Source organism: Stenotrophomonas sp. 05N423 (genome assembly GCF_056397145.1).
This window is the reverse complement of sequence record NZ_JBFTMV010000006.1, coordinates 121,800-136,921: the sequence shown is the minus strand read 5'-3', so window position 1 is coordinate 136,921 and position 15,122 is coordinate 121,800. Positions and strand designations below refer to the sequence as shown.

Annotated in this window: 12 protein-coding genes; 3 read left to right on the top strand and 9 right to left on the bottom strand. The window is 68.9% G+C overall.

What is annotated here, in order from left to right:
* Positions 1 to 93 precede the first annotated feature (93 nt).
* Together pyrF and AC1DGW_RS11490 are read right to left on the bottom strand one after the other, a co-directional pair.
* A complete protein-coding gene (gene pyrF, locus AC1DGW_RS11495; RefSeq protein WP_478022962.1) occupies positions 94 to 813 on the bottom strand; it encodes an orotidine-5'-phosphate decarboxylase in 720 nt (239 codons plus the stop codon).
* A complete protein-coding gene (locus AC1DGW_RS11490) occupies positions 810 to 1,727 on the bottom strand; it encodes a 5'-nucleotidase, lipoprotein e(P4) family (protein WP_478022960.1) in 918 nt (305 codons plus the stop codon). The genes pyrF and AC1DGW_RS11490 overlap by 4 nt, the downstream gene beginning before the upstream one ends.
* A 184-nt stretch (positions 1,728 to 1,911) precedes the next feature.
* On the opposite strand from AC1DGW_RS11490, the gene AC1DGW_RS11485 reads away from it, so the two are divergent.
* Positions 1,912 to 2,571, top strand: coding sequence for a YceH family protein (locus tag AC1DGW_RS11485; RefSeq protein ID WP_478022958.1), 660 nt, complete (start codon positions 1,912 to 1,914; stop codon positions 2,569 to 2,571).
* A gap of 152 nt (positions 2,572 to 2,723) precedes the next feature.
* Here the strand turns inward: AC1DGW_RS11485 and AC1DGW_RS11480 are convergent, their stop codons facing one another.
* The gene (locus AC1DGW_RS11480; protein ID WP_478022956.1) at positions 2,724 to 3,302 is read right to left on the bottom strand and encodes a GNAT family N-acetyltransferase; all 579 of its coding nucleotides are present in this window, start codon (positions 3,300 to 3,302) and stop codon (positions 2,724 to 2,726) included.
* A 20-nt stretch (positions 3,303 to 3,322) separates the two neighbouring features.
* Positions 3,323 to 5,305 (bottom strand): UvrD-helicase domain-containing protein, encoded by a 1,983-nt coding sequence (locus tag AC1DGW_RS11475; protein WP_478023104.1) that lies wholly within the window; start codon positions 5,303 to 5,305, stop codon positions 3,323 to 3,325.
* Between the two features lie 140 nt (positions 5,306 to 5,445).
* Between AC1DGW_RS11475 and AC1DGW_RS11470 the strand changes: the two genes are divergently transcribed.
* A complete protein-coding gene (locus tag AC1DGW_RS11470) occupies positions 5,446 to 6,066 on the top strand; it encodes a thymidine kinase (RefSeq protein ID WP_478022954.1) in 621 nt (206 codons plus the stop codon).
* A gap of 91 nt (positions 6,067 to 6,157) precedes the next feature.
* Here the strand turns inward: AC1DGW_RS11470 and AC1DGW_RS11465 are convergent, their stop codons facing one another.
* A complete protein-coding gene (locus tag AC1DGW_RS11465) occupies positions 6,158 to 7,879 on the bottom strand; it encodes a serine hydrolase domain-containing protein (protein ID WP_478022952.1) in 1,722 nt (573 codons plus the stop codon).
* Between the two features lie 8 nt (positions 7,880 to 7,887).
* On the bottom strand, positions 7,888 to 9,738 hold the full coding sequence (locus AC1DGW_RS11460; protein ID WP_478022950.1) for a M61 family metallopeptidase: 1,851 nt from the start codon (positions 9,736 to 9,738) through the stop codon (positions 7,888 to 7,890).
* On the opposite strand from AC1DGW_RS11460, the gene AC1DGW_RS11455 reads away from it, so the two are divergent.
* On the top strand, positions 9,698 to 10,681 hold the full coding sequence (locus AC1DGW_RS11455) for a helix-turn-helix domain-containing protein (protein ID WP_478022948.1): 984 nt from the start codon (positions 9,698 to 9,700) through the stop codon (positions 10,679 to 10,681). The two genes, AC1DGW_RS11460 and AC1DGW_RS11455, sit on opposite strands and share 41 nt — an antisense overlap.
* A gap of 52 nt (positions 10,682 to 10,733) precedes the next feature.
* On the opposite strand, the gene AC1DGW_RS11450 is transcribed toward AC1DGW_RS11455, so the two are convergent.
* The 3 genes from AC1DGW_RS11450 to mutM all read right to left on the bottom strand — a co-directional run bounded on the left by AC1DGW_RS11450 (position 10,734) and on the right by mutM (position 14,989).
* Positions 10,734 to 12,179 (bottom strand): MFS transporter, encoded by a 1,446-nt coding sequence (locus tag AC1DGW_RS11450; RefSeq protein ID WP_478022946.1) that lies wholly within the window; start codon positions 12,177 to 12,179, stop codon positions 10,734 to 10,736.
* Positions 12,180 to 12,472: 293 nt separating this feature from the next.
* On the bottom strand, positions 12,473 to 14,068 hold the full coding sequence (locus AC1DGW_RS11445; protein ID WP_478022944.1) for an OpgD/OpgG family glucan biosynthesis protein: 1,596 nt from the start codon (positions 14,066 to 14,068) through the stop codon (positions 12,473 to 12,475).
* Positions 14,069 to 14,176: 108 nt separating this feature from the next.
* Positions 14,177 to 14,989 carry a bifunctional DNA-formamidopyrimidine glycosylase/DNA-(apurinic or apyrimidinic site) lyase gene (mutM, locus tag AC1DGW_RS11440; protein ID WP_478022942.1) on the bottom strand — a complete coding sequence of 271 codons (813 nt, stop codon included), beginning with the start codon at positions 14,987 to 14,989 and terminating at the stop codon, positions 14,177 to 14,179.
* Positions 14,990 to 15,122 lie beyond the last annotated feature (133 nt).

Here is a 15,122-nt window from a genome sequence, read left to right as displayed (position 1 = left end):
GACACATCGCCGGCATGGCCGGGACGCGCACAGCCTACGCGCCCACTTCAGTTAATGCAATACTTCATGAATATCAATGTAAGTAATTGATTTTCAATTGAAGAAATCTGCGATTTCGTGCTGCATGGCCTGTGCCGCCGCACGTGGATCCGGCGCCAGCCGGATCGGGCGGCCGACGACGATGGCGTCGGCGCCATCGTTGAACGCCTGCGCCACGCCGACCGTGCGCTGCTGGTCGTCGCCGACCGGGCCGCCGGGACGGATGCCCGGGCAGACGATGGAGAATCCGGCGCCGGTGGCGGCGCGGATCGGCGCGGCTTCCTGGCCGGACGCGATCACGCCGTCGATGCCGGCACGCTGCGCGGCCAGCGCACGCTCGACCACCACGTCCACCGGCTCGCGGTCGATGCCCATCTGCGCCAGGTCGGGGCGGCCCATCGAGGTCAGCACGGTCACCGCCAGCAGGCGCATGTCCGACGTGTTGGCAGCAGCGGCGGCTTCCATCATCGCCGGGTGCCAGCCATGGATCGTGCAGTAGCTCACCGGCCACTGCGACAGGCGGCGGATGACGCCAGCAATGGTGGCCGGAATGTCGAAGAACTTCAGATCGACGAACACGCGTTTGTCGCGCCTGGCCAGTTCGTCGAGCACCGCGAAGTACTCGCCCGAGGCCAGCAGCTCCATGCCGATCTTGTAGAACGACACGGCGTCACCGAGCCGCTCCACCCAGTCGATGGCCTCGGCGCGCCCCGGCACGTCCAGCGCGAAGATCAGGCGCTCGTCGGTGCGCAGCGGCAGCGGGCCGCGGCTCATTGGGAGACGTCCAGCGCGGCGCGCTTGGCGTCGCGGCGCTCGGATTCGGGCAGCGACCAGGCGTTGTTGAACTGCGCCGGCTCCCAGCCGCCGTAGGTCGGGTTGGACAGCATCCACCAGCGCTGGCCGAACCAGCCCTGGTGGGCCTGCAGCAGCGCGTCGCGGCCGGCCTGGGTATTGACGCCGATCGCGACGAAGTCGCTGAGCTGGTCACCGAACTGCATCAGCACGCGGTACTGCTGCGCCACCAGCTGGCGGCGGCAGGCCTTCTCGCTGCCTTCCTGCTCGCAGCCCGGCACGTACTTGTCCAGGCCCAGGTAGACGTCGTTGCCGGCCACCGGGAAGCCGAGCCGGCGCAGGTTGGCCAGGGTGACGTCCCGCATGTGCTCGGTGCGGTTGGTGATGTAGATCATGGTCACGCCCTTGGCCGCGGCGGCCTGGGCGAATTCCACCGCGCCCGGCACCGCGCCGGCCTTGCCTTCGGACACCCAGGCGTCCCAGGTGGCGTCATCGTAGCTGCCGCCATTGCGCACCAGCCGCGCCTGGTAGGGCGAGTTGTCCAGCACGGTCTCGTCCACGTCCACCACCACCGCCGGCTTCAGCCTGGCCGACTGGTGGCTGCCGCCTTCTTCCGGCAGCAGCGCGGTCCACGACCGGTCGGCCAGGGCGCGGTCCAGCTGCGCTGCGGCGGCACGCCAGGTCTGCAGGGAGTTGGCGCGGTATTCCTGCGAACGCTGCACCCACAGCACGGCGTTGAGGTTGTCGTTGGCGCCCTCGGCGGCAACCGCCACCGACGCCACGGCGACCGGGACAGGTACGGCGGGTTCGCCGTGGACCAGGGGCCGGGACGTGCTGCAGGCGGCCAGCGACAACAGCGCGCCGGCGAGCAGGAAGGAGTTCGGGATTCGGGACATGGGCACGGCTACCGGATAGAGCGAAAACCGGGCAAGTTTACCGGCTCCCCGCCCGGCCCGCCCCGATGGACAAGGCCGGGCCCCGGAGCCGGTCCGGGCGAACCCGGCCCGGGCCCGGCCTTCTTTCCCTCTCGGCTATGCTTGCGCCCCCTCGCGCGACCCGATGCCGACAATGACGCAGACGATGACCGATACCCCCGCCCTTCCGCCCGTTCCGGTACTCGACGCCGCGCAGATGCGGGTGCTCGGCTGCCTGGTCGAGAAGGAAGCGACCACGCCCGAGACCTACCCGCTGACCGTCAACGCCGCCCAGACCGCCGCCAACCAGAAGACCGCGCGCGACCCGGTGATGAACCTGGACGCCGGTACCGTGCAGCACGCGATGCGCCAGCTGGAGGCGATGGGGCTGGCGCGCCAGCACTTCTCCGCGCGTGCCGAACGCTACGAGCACCTGCTCGGCGGCAAGCTGGACCTGCCGCGCCAGCAGGTCGCGCTGCTTGGCCTGTTGCTGCTGCGCGGCCCGCAGACCGCTGGCGAGCTGGCCACGCGCGGCGAGCGGATGGCGAAGTTCGCCGACGCCGAGGACCTGCGCCACCAGCTCGGGCGCCTGATCCAGCGCGGCCTGGCGGTGCAGCTGCCGCGCGCCGCCGGCCAGCGCGAGGACCGCTACATGCACCTGCTCGGCGGCCCGGTGGACGTGGACGCACTGGCCGCGCAGTACCGTGCGCCCGCCGCCACGGCCGCGGACAACGGTGCGCTGGAAGAGCGCGTACAGCAGCTGGAGGTCGCCGTGGCGGCACTGCAGGAACAGCTGGCCCGGCTGCAGGCCTCACCGAACGATTGAGCCTGCGCATTCAACCGCAGATGCGGGGCTTGCCCCGCATGGGCTCCATCGGGAAAGCCAGCGCCGGGCACTGTCCGGCGCTACAGAATCCGGCTGCCCCGTAGAGCGGGGCAATGCCCCGCCCGGGGCCATCCCGGTAGAGCTTCCGCCCCTCAGCCGCGCTCGTCGGGCTCGTTGAAGAACAACAGCAGTTCCTCGTCCTTGCCCGGCAACCGGGTCGTGCCGCCAGCCCGGAAGCCGAGCTTTTCCAGCAACGCGATCGAGCGATCGTTGCCTGGCGTCACGATCGCGCACAGTGTGCCCAGCCCCAGCGTGTCCCGCGCATGGCGCAGCACCGCACGCGCAGCCTCCAGCGCATAGCCGTGACCGGCATGGCGTTCCAGCAGGGCATAGCCGACATCCGCATGCGGCAGCGCGGCGCGGTGTACCAGCCCGGCATTGCCCAGCCAGGCGCCGTCGCTGCGCCGCTCGACCGCGTACATGCCATAGCCATGCCGTTCGTAGCTCACCATCGGCCCGTCGCGGACGCAATCGCGCGCCTGCTCCAGCGTGCGGATGCCGCGGTCGCCGATGTAGCGGTGGAATCCCGGCTCGTTGAGCAGCTCCAGCATCGCCGCGGCATCACCGTCGTCATCGCGCAGCAGGCGCAACCGCAGTCGTTCGGTTTCGATCAGCATCGCCTGCCCATATCCCCGGTCGTTGCCCTGCAGCGTCGCTCCGGTCGCGGCCATGCGCAAGCGCGGGATGGCGCCTAGTCGAACAGCGCCTGGATCGCCGCCAGCCCGGCCTTCGCACGCTCCTGCTTGTTCGCCGCGTCGGCCACCGGGTCGGCGCCATCGCGCTGGATCTCGGCCGCCGGCAGCTCTTCGAAGAAGCGGCTGGGCTTGAGCCGCACGTGCTCGCCGAACTTGCGGGTCAGGCGGCTGTAGCTCATCCACAGCTGGATCTTGGCGCGGGTGATGCCCACGTACAGCAGGCGGCGCTCTTCCTGCAGCGTGCCTTCGTCGAGGCTGACCTGGTGCGGCAGCACGCCATCCTCGCAGCCGACGATGAACACATACGGGAACTCCAGGCCCTTGGAGGCGTGCAGGGTCATCATCCGCACCTGGTTGCCGCCATCGTCCCTGTCGTTGCGCGAGATCAGCGCCAGCTGCGCGGCCATGTCGGCGGCGCTGGCGCCGCGCGGGCCGTTCTCGAACCACGAGGCCAGCTCTTCCAGATTGCCGGCACGGCGTTCGTAGCCGGCGGTGTCCTTGGCCTGGTGGCGCAGTTCGGCCAGCATCCCCGAGTCCCTGGACACGCGCCGCACCAGGTCGCCGGAGGACATCTGCCGCATGTCCATGCGCAGCGCGCGCAGGATGTCGGTGAACCGGCTCAGGCTGTTGGCCGCGCGCGGCGGCAGCTGCGCCAGCGCGCCCATCGCCTCGGCGGCCTGCGCCATCGACATGCCCTTTTCCGACGCGAGTTCGGCCAGCTTGGCCAGGGTTCCGGCACCGACATCGCGCTTGGGCGCCTGCACCGCACGCATGAACGCGGTGTCGTCGTCCGGGTTCACCAGCAGCCTCAGCCAGGCCAGGGTGTCCTTCACTTCCTGCCGCTCCAGGAACACCGTGCCGCCGGTCAGGTGGTAAGGCACGCCGACCAGCTGCATCGCCTTCTCCAGCGGCCGGCTCTGGAAGTTGCCACGGAACAGGATGCAGAAATCGCTCCACGGCACGCGCCGGCTGGTGGCGATGAACTGGATCTCGGCGGCCACCTTCTCCGCCTCGTGCTCGCTGTTGCGGCACTCCCACACGCGGATGCGCTCGCCATCGGCCTGGTCGGACCACAGCGTCTTCAGGTGTTCGTGCGGGTTGTGCGCGATCAGCGCGTTCGCCGCGCGCAGCACACGGTTGGAGCAGCGGTAGTTCTGCTCCAGCTTGACGATCTGCAGCGCCGGATATTCCACCGCCATGTTCTGCAGGTTTTCCGGGTTGGCGCCGCGCCAGGCGTAGATCGACTGGTCGTCATCGCCCACGCAGGTGAAGTTGCCGGCCGGCCCGGCCAGCTGCTTGAGCAGGCGGTACTGCGCGTCGTTGGTGTCCTGGCATTCGTCCACCAGCAGGTAGCCGATGCGTTCGCGCCAGGCCATTGCGATGTCCGGGTTCTCTTCCAGCACCTGCACCGGCAGGCGGATCAGGTCGTCGAAATCGACCGCGTTGAAAGCGGTCAGCCGCGCCTGGTACAGCTCGTAGACCATCGCCGCGTCCTTCTCGCGGTTGCTGCGCGCCGCGCGCATCGCCTGCTCCGGCGACAGGCCGGCATTCTTGGCGCGCGAGATCAGGTTCTTCATGTCCTCGATGTCGTCGGGCTTGGCATTGCTGCCGCCGAGCAGGTCCTTGACCTGCGCCGCCGCGTCGTCGGCGTCGAAGATCGAGAAACCGCGCTTCAGGCCCACCGCGGCGTGCTCGATCTGCATGAACTTCAGCCCCAGCGCATGGAAGGTGCAGATGGTCACCTCCTCGGCCTGCCCGCCGCGCAGCCGCTTGCCCACGCGCTCGCGCATCTCCTTGGCCGACTTGTTGGTGAAGGTGATCGCGGCGATGCGGCGGGCGCTGTAGCGGCCGCTGCCGATCAGATGGGCGATCTTCTCCACGATCACGCGGGTCTTGCCGCTGCCGGCGCCTGCCAGCACCAGCAGGGGGCCTTCGGTGTGCAGCACCGCCGCGCGTTGGGGGGGGTTGAGGGAGTCCAGCATCTAGGAACTAGTGAATGGGAACGAGGAACGGGAGAAAGCCGAAGCAGACCGGCGGCGGGTATTCTGTCACCCCTCAGGGCCCACCGTTGCCTTCACTCGTTCCTCGTTCCCATTCACTGGTTCCCAGCCCTAGCCCCATGGCCAAGCTCTACTTCTACTACTCGGCGATGAACGCCGGGAAGACCACCACCCTGCTGCAGTCGGCGCACAACTACCGCGAGCGCGGCATGCGGGTGGCGATCCTGACCCCGCGCCTGGACCACCGCGCCGGCAGCGGCGTGGTCGCCTCGCGGATCGGGTTGCAGGCCGAGGCCACCGCTTTTGAACACGACACCGACCTGCAGCAGCTGGTCGAACGCGACATGACCGCACATGGGCGGCTGGGCTGCGTGCTGGTGGACGAGGCGCAGTTCCTGACCAAGGCCCAGGTGTGGCAGCTGAGCGAGGTGGTCGACCAGCTGCGCATCCCGGTGCTGTGCTACGGCCTGCGCACCGATTTCCGCGGCGAACTGTTCGAGGGCAGCCAGTACCTGCTGGCCTGGGCCGATGAGATGCAGGAGATCAAGACCATCTGCCACAGCGGCAAGAAGGCGACGATGACCGTGCGCGTGGACGAGAACGGCTTCGCCGTGCAGGACGGACCGCAGGTGGAGATCGGCGGCAACGACCGCTATGTGTCGGTCAGCCGCGCCGAGTTCAAGAAGATCACCCGCGGCGAGGGCCGCATCGAGCCGATGCAGGCGCCGCTGCCGCTCTGAGGCCCGCCCCCCTTGGGGCGGATGGTCCCCGCCAATGGCCGCGAGCCGCAGGCGATGGCTGGACCCCACCCTGCCGGCAACGAAAGAAACCTCAGGCGTCGCCCTTCGCCAGCCGTTGAAGGCGAAGGCTGCGCCAGGTCGGTGTTTCCAGCCGGAAATCAACGGCCTCGCCGTCGCTGGCGAAGAACAGCCCGCGCTCCGTCTCCACCACCAGGCGGATGCCGTTGATGTACAGGTAGCCGCGCCGCCGTTCGACCTTCACGTCGAGGGCCGGGCGTCCCCACTGGAAGATCCGGTAGCGCCCTTCGAAGCGCTTCCAGTGGCCGGCATCCGGCCCTTCCGGATCCTCCGGGCCTTCGTTGAAATCCAGGCTGGCTTCGCCCTCGAAGCACTCCAGGTGCGCGGGCAGGTCAGAGGTGGCGGCATGGAAGCGGTAGGCGGCCAGTTCTCCATCGGCCGCGGGCACAAGGAAATCGTCAGGTGAAACGGCGAGCAGCGGCCCATGGGTCTGGTTGCCTTCGCCATCGAACACCAGGCCGTCGGGCTGCAGGCGGATGTCCGCCTTCACGTTCCGTCCCACGTAGCTGCCGATCAGTTGCCGCTGCAGTGCGGCCGTCGGGCGGATCGGTGCGATGTCCCGCGCTGACAGGCGTGGCTGCCGCGCGCCGAACCGCAACGACAGTGCGCCGTCGAGCAGGCGCCTGCCGAAGCGGTAAGGCGCCGATACCGGGCGGTTGAACATCGCGGTCCAGGCCAGGTCGGCTTCGGGGCAATAGGCGAATACGCAGCCGAACCCGAATCCGCCACCCTGGTGGCTGTACATCCGCAGCGGTGTCTGCCCATGGCGCAGTTCGGCGCGGATCACGCCCAGGCCGTAGTCGCCGCCAAGGCCGAATCCGTGCATTTCTTCCCAGAGGCGCGGATCCAGCAGGGCCGCGTCCGCCCGCTTTCCGCGGCCCAGCAGGAAGGCCGCGTACGCGGCCATGTCGCGTGCGCTGGTGTAGACGCCGCCGGAAGCCACCAGCGGCGTCACCGCAGGCACGCGGTCATGGCCGGCTTCATGGCCCAGCGCACGGTTGCGCCGCACCGTGTAATCGTCCGCGGCGGCGGTGCTGTCGCCCATTCCCAGCGGGACGAACAGCTTCCTGCGCAGCCATTCCGGATAGGACATGCCGGTCCGCTCCTGCAGGATCGACGCGGCCAGGTCGTAGCCCAGGTTCGAGTAGCGGTAGCGCTCGCCGACGGGACAGCGCAGCCAGGTATCGGAAATGCTGTCCACATGCGCCTGGAAGCCGGGGGAATCCGCTTCGTAGTTGTTGCCGACGGGCGCCTCGTGGGTGAAGCCGGCCCGGTGGCTCAACAGCATCCGCAGCGTCATCCGCTCCTGCGGCCGCGCCTCGAAGCGGCTGCGCACCGAAAAGCCAGGCAGGTAGCGCGTGACCGGCGCATCCAGGTCCAGCAGGCCTTCCTGGACGGCGAGCAGCACGCCCACGGCAGTGAAGTTCTTGGACGTGGACTGGATGCTGAAGATCGTCCGCTCGTCGACCGGTACCGGAGCGCTCCCGCCGGTGGTGCCGAAGCCTTCGATCCATGCCGTCCGCCCGCCGTGGAGCAGGCAGACCGCCACGGCCGGTATGTCGTGCGCGGCCATGGCCGCCGCGATTCCCGCGCGCTCGTCGCGGATCAGTGCATCCAGTCCACCGTTCTTGGCCGGCGCATCCGCCGGCGCCTTCGGACTGGCCGCGATCGCCATGGGCATCGCTCCCGCGGCCGAGGCCGCGACGGCCTGGGCCAGGAAGGAACGTCTGTTCATCGAAAGCGTCATGGCGATGGTCTTTCCTCAATCGAACGGGAGCGGGTAACGGGCGACGGCGCCTGCGCGGCCAGCACGCGCGCAAGCAGGTCCGGGCGCGACCGATCCCGGTGCAGATGCGGAACCCGCAGCCCGCCCTGCCAGGGAACCGGCAACGTGCGCACCACGTCGCCGTACGTCACCTGCAGTTCGATCGGCACCGCCTGCGACAGGCGCAGGCCATCGCGCAGCGCCGCGAGCGACCATGGCCCCGTGCCGATCCGCGTGATGCGCATGCCGGCGCCGATCCGGAGCGACGCCGCCGGCGAACCCGGCAGCACATCCTGCACCTTGCCTTCGGCATCCACCCGCAGGCCCAGCGAGGTCATGAAATCGTAGGACGCGTTCGTCGCCTCGACATCGTCGATGAAGGGATTGGGGCGATCGTCGTAGGCCACGTTCCAACCGCTTGCAGACAGGCCTTCCAGCGGTGGTTCGGGGCGGATCCCGTCGATGCGCGTCCGCAGGAACTGCTCCCAGTCCAGGTCCTCCACCGCGCGCAGCGACCGCACGATGTCCTCCCGCACATAGGTCCGCGGGCTGCCGGCGACCGACGCGCCTGCGAAGAACCGGCGACAGAAATCGTCCAGCGAGCGTCGGCCATGGCTGCGCTGGCGGATCAGCAGATCGGCCTCCAGCCAGACCAGCAGCATTTCGTTGTAGTAGTCGCTGCCGCGGCGGATCGCGGTGCCTTCCAGCGGCGCTTCGCCATAGGCGGGCGTGGCGACGGCAGTATCGGCCAGGCTGCGCCAGGCGCGACCGGGCCGTTCCTGGCCGATCTGCGCGGCCACGTAGGCCAGGTAATTCCTCGCCTGTTCCGGCGTCGCCAGGCCGCTGCGGACCGGCAGGACCACGTCGCCGTAATAGCGGGTCAATCCTTCGTAGAACCACAGCAGTCCGTCGCGCATGGGCTGCTGGAAATTGCGGCCCACCTGCTCCGCCGGGCGCACCGCCTTGCCGTTCCATGCATGGAAGAACTCGTGCGACAGCACGCTCCATTGCACGCGCTGGCGCGCGTCGCGGAAGAAGCCGGACGCAGCACGGACGTCGGCGGACTCCAGGTGCTCCAGCCCGTCGTGCGTCAGCAGGTCGCTGAGCGAAACCAGCCATGCGTAGCCGTTGCCCGGAAAATCATCCTGGCCGAACAGATGGAATGTCTCGTCGACCAGGCGCTGCAGCGCATCCTCCATCGGCACCTCGATCCGCGCATCGGCCGGGCTGTCGGCGGCGATGCTGATGCGCGCGGTCCTGCCGCTTGCGCCCGGCAACGGCAGGGAGTGCAGGAACTGCCCGGCCAGCATCGGCGAATCGACAAGCCGGGCCAGGCTCACGGGTGGCAACGACAATGCTCCGTCGCGCTGCATCCGCGCCGGCAGCGCGCCGTCGGCCTTCCATCCCGGAGGCAGCCTCACGCTGGCCTGGACCTGCAGTTCCCCGGCGCGGGCATCGGCCGGATACAGCAGCAGGTGGTTGAACAGCACCCATTGCAGATGCGGGGTCATGTTGGGGGCCTTGCCGAAGCCGTTGCCGAACGGCGTCGAGGGCGACAGATAGTCGAAATGGACATCGAGGCTGTCGGCGCCGGCGGGCACTTCCACCCGGAAGACGAAGGGATCGAGCGGATCGCGCTGCCAGGCGAGCGGCCTGCCGCCAGCCTCCATCCGCAGGTTGACCAGTTGGGTGATCGGACCGCTGGCCCGGTGCTCTCCCGGCAACCACTTGGGATAGGCGAGCGCCAGCGGACCGGGGTGGACCGGAACGAGGAGGTGCGCATGCTGGGTGCCGGCCAGGGCTTCGCGTGCATCGACCTCCAGCCTCATCTGTGACGGCGCCTGCCCGGCCGCCCCCACCGGGGACATCGACAACAACAGGAGCGAAGCGAGGAACCATCGCCGTGCGACGACGGCGCGGGGCGTCGATCCACGGGGGCATGCGCGGGCGCGGGAAAGCATCGGGACGACGGACCATTGCCTGGGTCCGGGCACGTTAATCGCCCGTCCCCGTGCGCGCTTGAACACGATTGACCTGGCCCGTGCGGGCTCCCACCATGCGCGGATGGCCTGTGAATGCACCGTCGGAACGATCGCCGGACGCCTGCGACATCGCCCCGGCGAGACGCTGGGCCGCCATCGCCACGACTGCGGTTTCGCCGCGCTGGTGCTCAGCGGCAGCTACATCGAGGCCGGCGATCGCGGCCGCATGCGTGTCGCCGCGGGCGACGTCATCCTGCACGGGCCCTACGAATCGCACCTCAACACCGTCGCCCGCGGCGGCGCCGAAGTCCTCGTCCTGCCATGGACCGGTGCCATCGCCTCGCCGCTGGGAAGCGTCGACGATGCCGATGCCATCGCCCGGCTGGCCGAACGGGACATCCACCGGGCATCGACGCTGCTCGGGGCCGGACTGCGACCGTCGGCCATGACCGCGGACGACTGGCCGGACCGGTTGGCCGCGGACCTGCGGCGCGACCCGGACCTGGGCCTCAAGGAATGGGCCGAACGCGCAGGGCTTCGGCCGGAAACCATCAGCCGCGGATTCCGCCAGGCTTTCGGCACCACCGCCGTGGAATTCCGCATGCGCAGCCGGCTGCTGAAGGCGCTTGCCGGCATGTCGGAAGACAGCCCGCTGGCCCGGATCGCGCTGGATTCGGGCTTCGCCGACCAGGCCCATTTCAACCGCGGCTTCCGCGACCTGACCGGCATGACGCCGGGCCGTTGGCGTGCTTCGCGGGGGCGTCCAGGCGGAACGACGCCGCATCCCTGAAACGCGGAAGGCCCGGCATGCCGGGCCTTCCTCTCGAGTACCGCGGAACGGCTCAGTGCCCGCCTTCGGCCGCCAACCTGTCCAGGTCGATACCCTGCCGGCGCAGGATCCTGGCCGAGCGCAGCGCGTAGAACGCCAGATAGGCGAAGCAGACCACGCCCACCCAGAAGCTCATGTGGATGCCGGCGGTATCGGCCAGCACGCCCTGCAGCAGCGGCACCAGCGCGCCGCCCATGATCATCATGATCAGCAGGCTGCTGCCCTGGTTGGTGTGGCGGCCGAGCCCGGCGATGGCCAGTGCGAACACGCAGGGCCACATCGTGCTGCAGAACAGGCCCGAACTGATGAAGGCCATGGCGCTGGTATTGCCGTCGCTGGCCATGCCCACCAGCAGCGCGGCGATGCCGCACAGCGCGAAGTACAGCAGCATCCGCGCCGGGTTGCCGCGGCTGAGCAGGGTCGCCACGATCATCAGCACGATCACTCCGGCATAGCCGTAGAACTGCGCCACCTCATGGCGCAGCGCCGCGTTCACCGCGAGGAACACGCCGAAGGCGACGAACGGCAGGACCAGCATCAGCATCTTCTTCGCGCCGGAACCGATCTCGAACGCGCCGGCCGCGCCGGTCCAGCGGCCGATCATCAGGCTGGCCCAGTACAGCGATACATAGGGCGCGACCGCGGAGGTGTCCACGCCCAGGTGCTCGCGCATGTAGGCCGGCAGGTGCGCGCCGGTGGAAACCTCCACGCCGACGTAGAGGAAGATCGCGACCATGCCCAGCAGCAGCTGCGGATAGGCGAACGCCGAAGCCTTGTGCGACAGCTTGCCGGCATCCTGCGCTTCGCTGCGCGCCACGTCCTCGAGATCGATGTGGTTGGGCACCGAGGAGAACTTCAGGAACAGCGCCACCAGCACGAATGCCACGCCCAGCACCAGATAGGGCATCTTGACGCTTTCGATGCTGGCCTCGGTATTGCCGCTGGCCACGCTGCCGAAGATCGCCACGCTGACCAGCAGCGGGCCGATGGTGGTGCCGAAGTTGTTGACGCCACCGGCCATGGTCAGGCGCTGCGCGCCGGTGGCCGGATTGCCCATCACGATGGCCAGCGGATTGGCCGCGATCTGCTGCAGCGAAAAGCCCAGGCCGACGATGAACAGGCCCGACAGCATCAGCACGAACGAGCCGCTGTTGGCCGCCGGATAGAACAGCAGGGTGCCCAGCGCGGAGACCAGCAGGCCCACGCAGATGCCGTTGCGGTAGCCGATGCGGTTCAGCAGGTCCTGGCCGGCGAGCCTGGATATGCCGAAGTAGGCGAGCGAGCCGACGGTGTAGGCGATGTAGAACGCGAACGACACCAGCTGGCTCTGGGTGTGGCTGAGATCGAAGGCCTTCTGGAAGACCGGGATCAGGATGTCGTTGCTGGCGGCGACGAAGCCCCAGAAGAAGAACACCGTGATGAGCACACCGAACTGCGACCAGCGGGTTTTCTGCGTCATGGCGTTCCGGTCCTGGTTGTCGTCGTCACTGCGTGCGCGCCGCGCCCGCTCCCCCACGCCCCGTACGGGGAGTTTCCCCGTGCATGGCCCCCTGTTCCATGCACGCCATCCCCGGCGGCACGGACCATCGGCCGTTTTAGTCGTGATCCGGCAACGCTGTCAACGGATGTTTGCCGATGCATCCGTCGCCCCACGTCCGCTCCACGCGGCGCGGGTCGATCCGCTGCGACGCAGCACGCCGCCACGCCGTGTGCATGTCTGCTGGAACCATTCCGCCCTCCCGGCGGGAGGCATCAATACAGCGTGCGCTGCTCCACCGGCGGCGGGCTGTACTGGTACAGCCAGGTCTCGGTGAGGGTTTCGCCGCCGCTGCGCAGGTACAGGCGGATGTCGATCTGCTGGGTACTGTCGTCGGGCGGCACCAGATCGAACATCGCGCGGTAGCCGTGGATCTCGCGCAGCGGGCGGGCGGAGACGATCTCCACGCGGCCGCGGCTGGTTTCCACCACGGCCTCGACCTCGGCCTTGTCGATCAGGTTGGCCAGTTCGCCGCCTTCGAAGTCCACCGCGAAGCGCCAGGAAAAATACTCGCGCTTCTTGCCGATCACCCCGCCCAGGCCGGTGCGGCTGGCGACGCAATGCGCCAGCGGCGGACGCGCCGGCGGTTGCGCGCCCCAGTACAGCCGGTAGCCGACCAGCAGTTCCTGCCCCGGCTGCGGCTTCCGTTTCGGGTTCCAGAACGCGACGATGTTGTCGAAAGTCTCATCGACGGTAGGAATCTCCACCAGTTGCACCGAACCCTCGCCCCACTGCCCCTTCGGTTCCACCCACAGGCACGGGCGCTTCTCGTAGAACACGCCGTCGTCCTGGTAGTGGTCGAAGTCGCGGTCGCGCTGCAGCAGGCCGAAGCCGCGCGGGTTGTCGTCCACGAACATGTTGAAGCGCAGCTGCGCCGGGTTGCACAGCGGGCGCCAGATCCATTCGCCGGCGCCGTTCCACATCGACAGGCCATCGGTGTCGTGGATCTCGGGACGCCAGTCCCAGTCCATGCGGCGGTCGTTCTCGCCCACCTGGTACATGCTGGTGCACGGCGCGATGCCGAGCCGCTCGATTTCCGCGCGCGGATACAGCGCGCTGTCGATGTCCATCAGCAGCACGTCGCCGTTGGTGATGGCGAAGCGGTAGGCGCCGGCCACACTGGGCGAGTCGAGCAGGCCGTAGACGACCAGCGTGTTGGAGTCGCCCTTGGGCTGTTCAAGGTAATAGGCGATGAAATCCGGAAACTCCTCCGGTTTGCCCATGCCGGTATCGATCGCCAGGCCGCGCGCGGACTGGCCGTACTGGCCTTCCTTGCCCACCGCGCGGAAATAGCTGGCGCCGAGGAACGCGGCGAAGTCGCGGTCGGTATCGGTGCGGGTGTTGAGGCGGAAGCCGGCGAAACCCAGGTCCGCCGGCAGGCGGCCGCCATGGATGCCGCTCTTGCCGTAATCGAATGCGGCAGCGTCATAGGCCAGTTCCTGCGCCTTGCCGTCGACCACATCGAACATGCGTACCGGCGTGTGGAAGTACAGGCCGAGGTGGAAGAACTTTGCCTGGAATTTCCCGGGCTGGTCGGCCCACAGCGCATGGTCCTGGCGATAGCGGATGGACTGGTACTGGTCCCAGTCCAACGCTTCCACTTCCGGCGGCAGGCTGCGCTTGTGGCTGCGGTACGGCGCCTGCGCCAGCGCGCGCGCCTGTCCCTTCAGCGCGGCGAAGTCGAACGGCTGCGGCTGGCCGATACGGCGCAGGCCGAGCTGCCGGTCCGCGGCGGCGCAGGCCGGCAACGCCGGCAGGCCGAAGGCGGCCAGGGCCAGCGAGGCGCGCTGGAGGAAGTCGCGTCGATCCATGCGTTCGTCCGGAAAGGGGTGTGCGGATGATAGGCAGGCGCGGGTGAACGGAGGTAAGCCGCAGGTGAAAGCCGAGGCCTCCTCACCGGCCAGGCCCACCCGCATCCGTCACCGCTGGCAGTGGCTGCACCAGACGGTGGCGCGCTGGCCGATGCTGGCATGGCGCAGCGCGCGCCCGCAGCGCACGCAGGCCTCGCCTTCGCGGCCGTACACCGACAGTTCCTGCTCGAAATAGCCGGGCGCGCCATCGGGGCTGATGAAGTCGCGCAGGGTGGTGCCGCCGCGGGTGATGGCGTGGCCGAGAATGTCCTTCACCGCCGTGGCCAGGCGCTGATAGCGCTCGCGCGACACCTTGCCGGCCTCGCGCAGCGGATTGATGCCGGCCATGAACAGGCTTTCGGCGGCATAGATGTTGCCGACGCCGACGACGATGCCCTGGTCCATCAGGAAGGTTTTGACCGACGCGCTGCGGCCGCGGCTGCGCGCGAACAGGTAGTCGCCGTCGAATGCCGCGTCCAGCGGCTCGGGACCGAGCCCGCGCAGCAGTTCGTGGATCTCGCCCGGTGCCTGCCACAGCAGGCATCCGAACCGGCGCGGGTCGTTGAAGCGCAGCAGGCGCCCGTCCTCGAGGCTGATGTCCACGTGGTCGTGCGCGCGCACCGGCGTATCGCCGGGCAGCACGCGCAGGCTGCCGGACATGCCCAGGTGCAGCAGCGCACTGCCGGCATCGGTATCCAGCAGCAGGTATTTGGCACGGCGGCGGATCGCGGCGATGCGCTGGCCGGGCAGCTCCCGCTCGATCTCCGGCGGGATCGGCCAGCGCAGGTCCGGCCGGCGCAGGATCACGCCATGGATGCGACGCCCCTGCAGATGGGGCTCCAGGCCGCGGCGGGTGGTTTCTACTTCGGGGAGTTCTGGCATGGGGCGATTGTAGTGCGGGGACACGCCAGCGCTTCGCGCTGACGCCCCACGATTTGCGCTGCAAACCGTGGGCCCCGTCTTTCGCTTGCCACACCCCCGCGCCTTCGGCGCGCCCCCTGACTCAGGGGAGACA

Bases quoted from the DNA above. Each gene is read 5' to 3' on its own strand.
- pyrF (WP_478022962.1), bottom strand. From the start codon at position 813: ATGAGCCGCGGCCCGCTGCCGCTGCGCACCGACGAGCGCCTGATCTTC.
- AC1DGW_RS11490 (WP_478022960.1), bottom strand. From the start codon at position 1,727: ATGTCCCGAATCCCGAACTCCTTCCTGCTCGCCGGCGCGCTGTTGTCG.
- AC1DGW_RS11485 (WP_478022958.1), top strand. From the start codon at position 1,912: ATGACCGATACCCCCGCCCTTCCGCCCGTTCCGGTACTCGACGCCGCG.
- AC1DGW_RS11480 (WP_478022956.1), bottom strand. From the start codon at position 3,302: ATGGCCGCGACCGGAGCGACGCTGCAGGGCAACGACCGGGGATATGGG.
- AC1DGW_RS11470 (WP_478022954.1), top strand. From the start codon at position 5,446: ATGGCCAAGCTCTACTTCTACTACTCGGCGATGAACGCCGGGAAGACC.
- AC1DGW_RS11465 (WP_478022952.1), bottom strand. From the start codon at position 7,879: ATGAACAGACGTTCCTTCCTGGCCCAGGCCGTCGCGGCCTCGGCCGCG.
- AC1DGW_RS11460 (WP_478022950.1), bottom strand. From the start codon at position 9,738: ATGAGGCTGGAGGTCGATGCACGCGAAGCCCTGGCCGGCACCCAGCAT.
- AC1DGW_RS11450 (WP_478022946.1), bottom strand. From the start codon at position 12,179: ATGACGCAGAAAACCCGCTGGTCGCAGTTCGGTGTGCTCATCACGGTG.
- AC1DGW_RS11445 (WP_478022944.1), bottom strand. From the start codon at position 14,068: ATGGATCGACGCGACTTCCTCCAGCGCGCCTCGCTGGCCCTGGCCGCC.
- mutM (WP_478022942.1), bottom strand. From the start codon at position 14,989: ATGCCAGAACTCCCCGAAGTAGAAACCACCCGCCGCGGCCTGGAGCCC.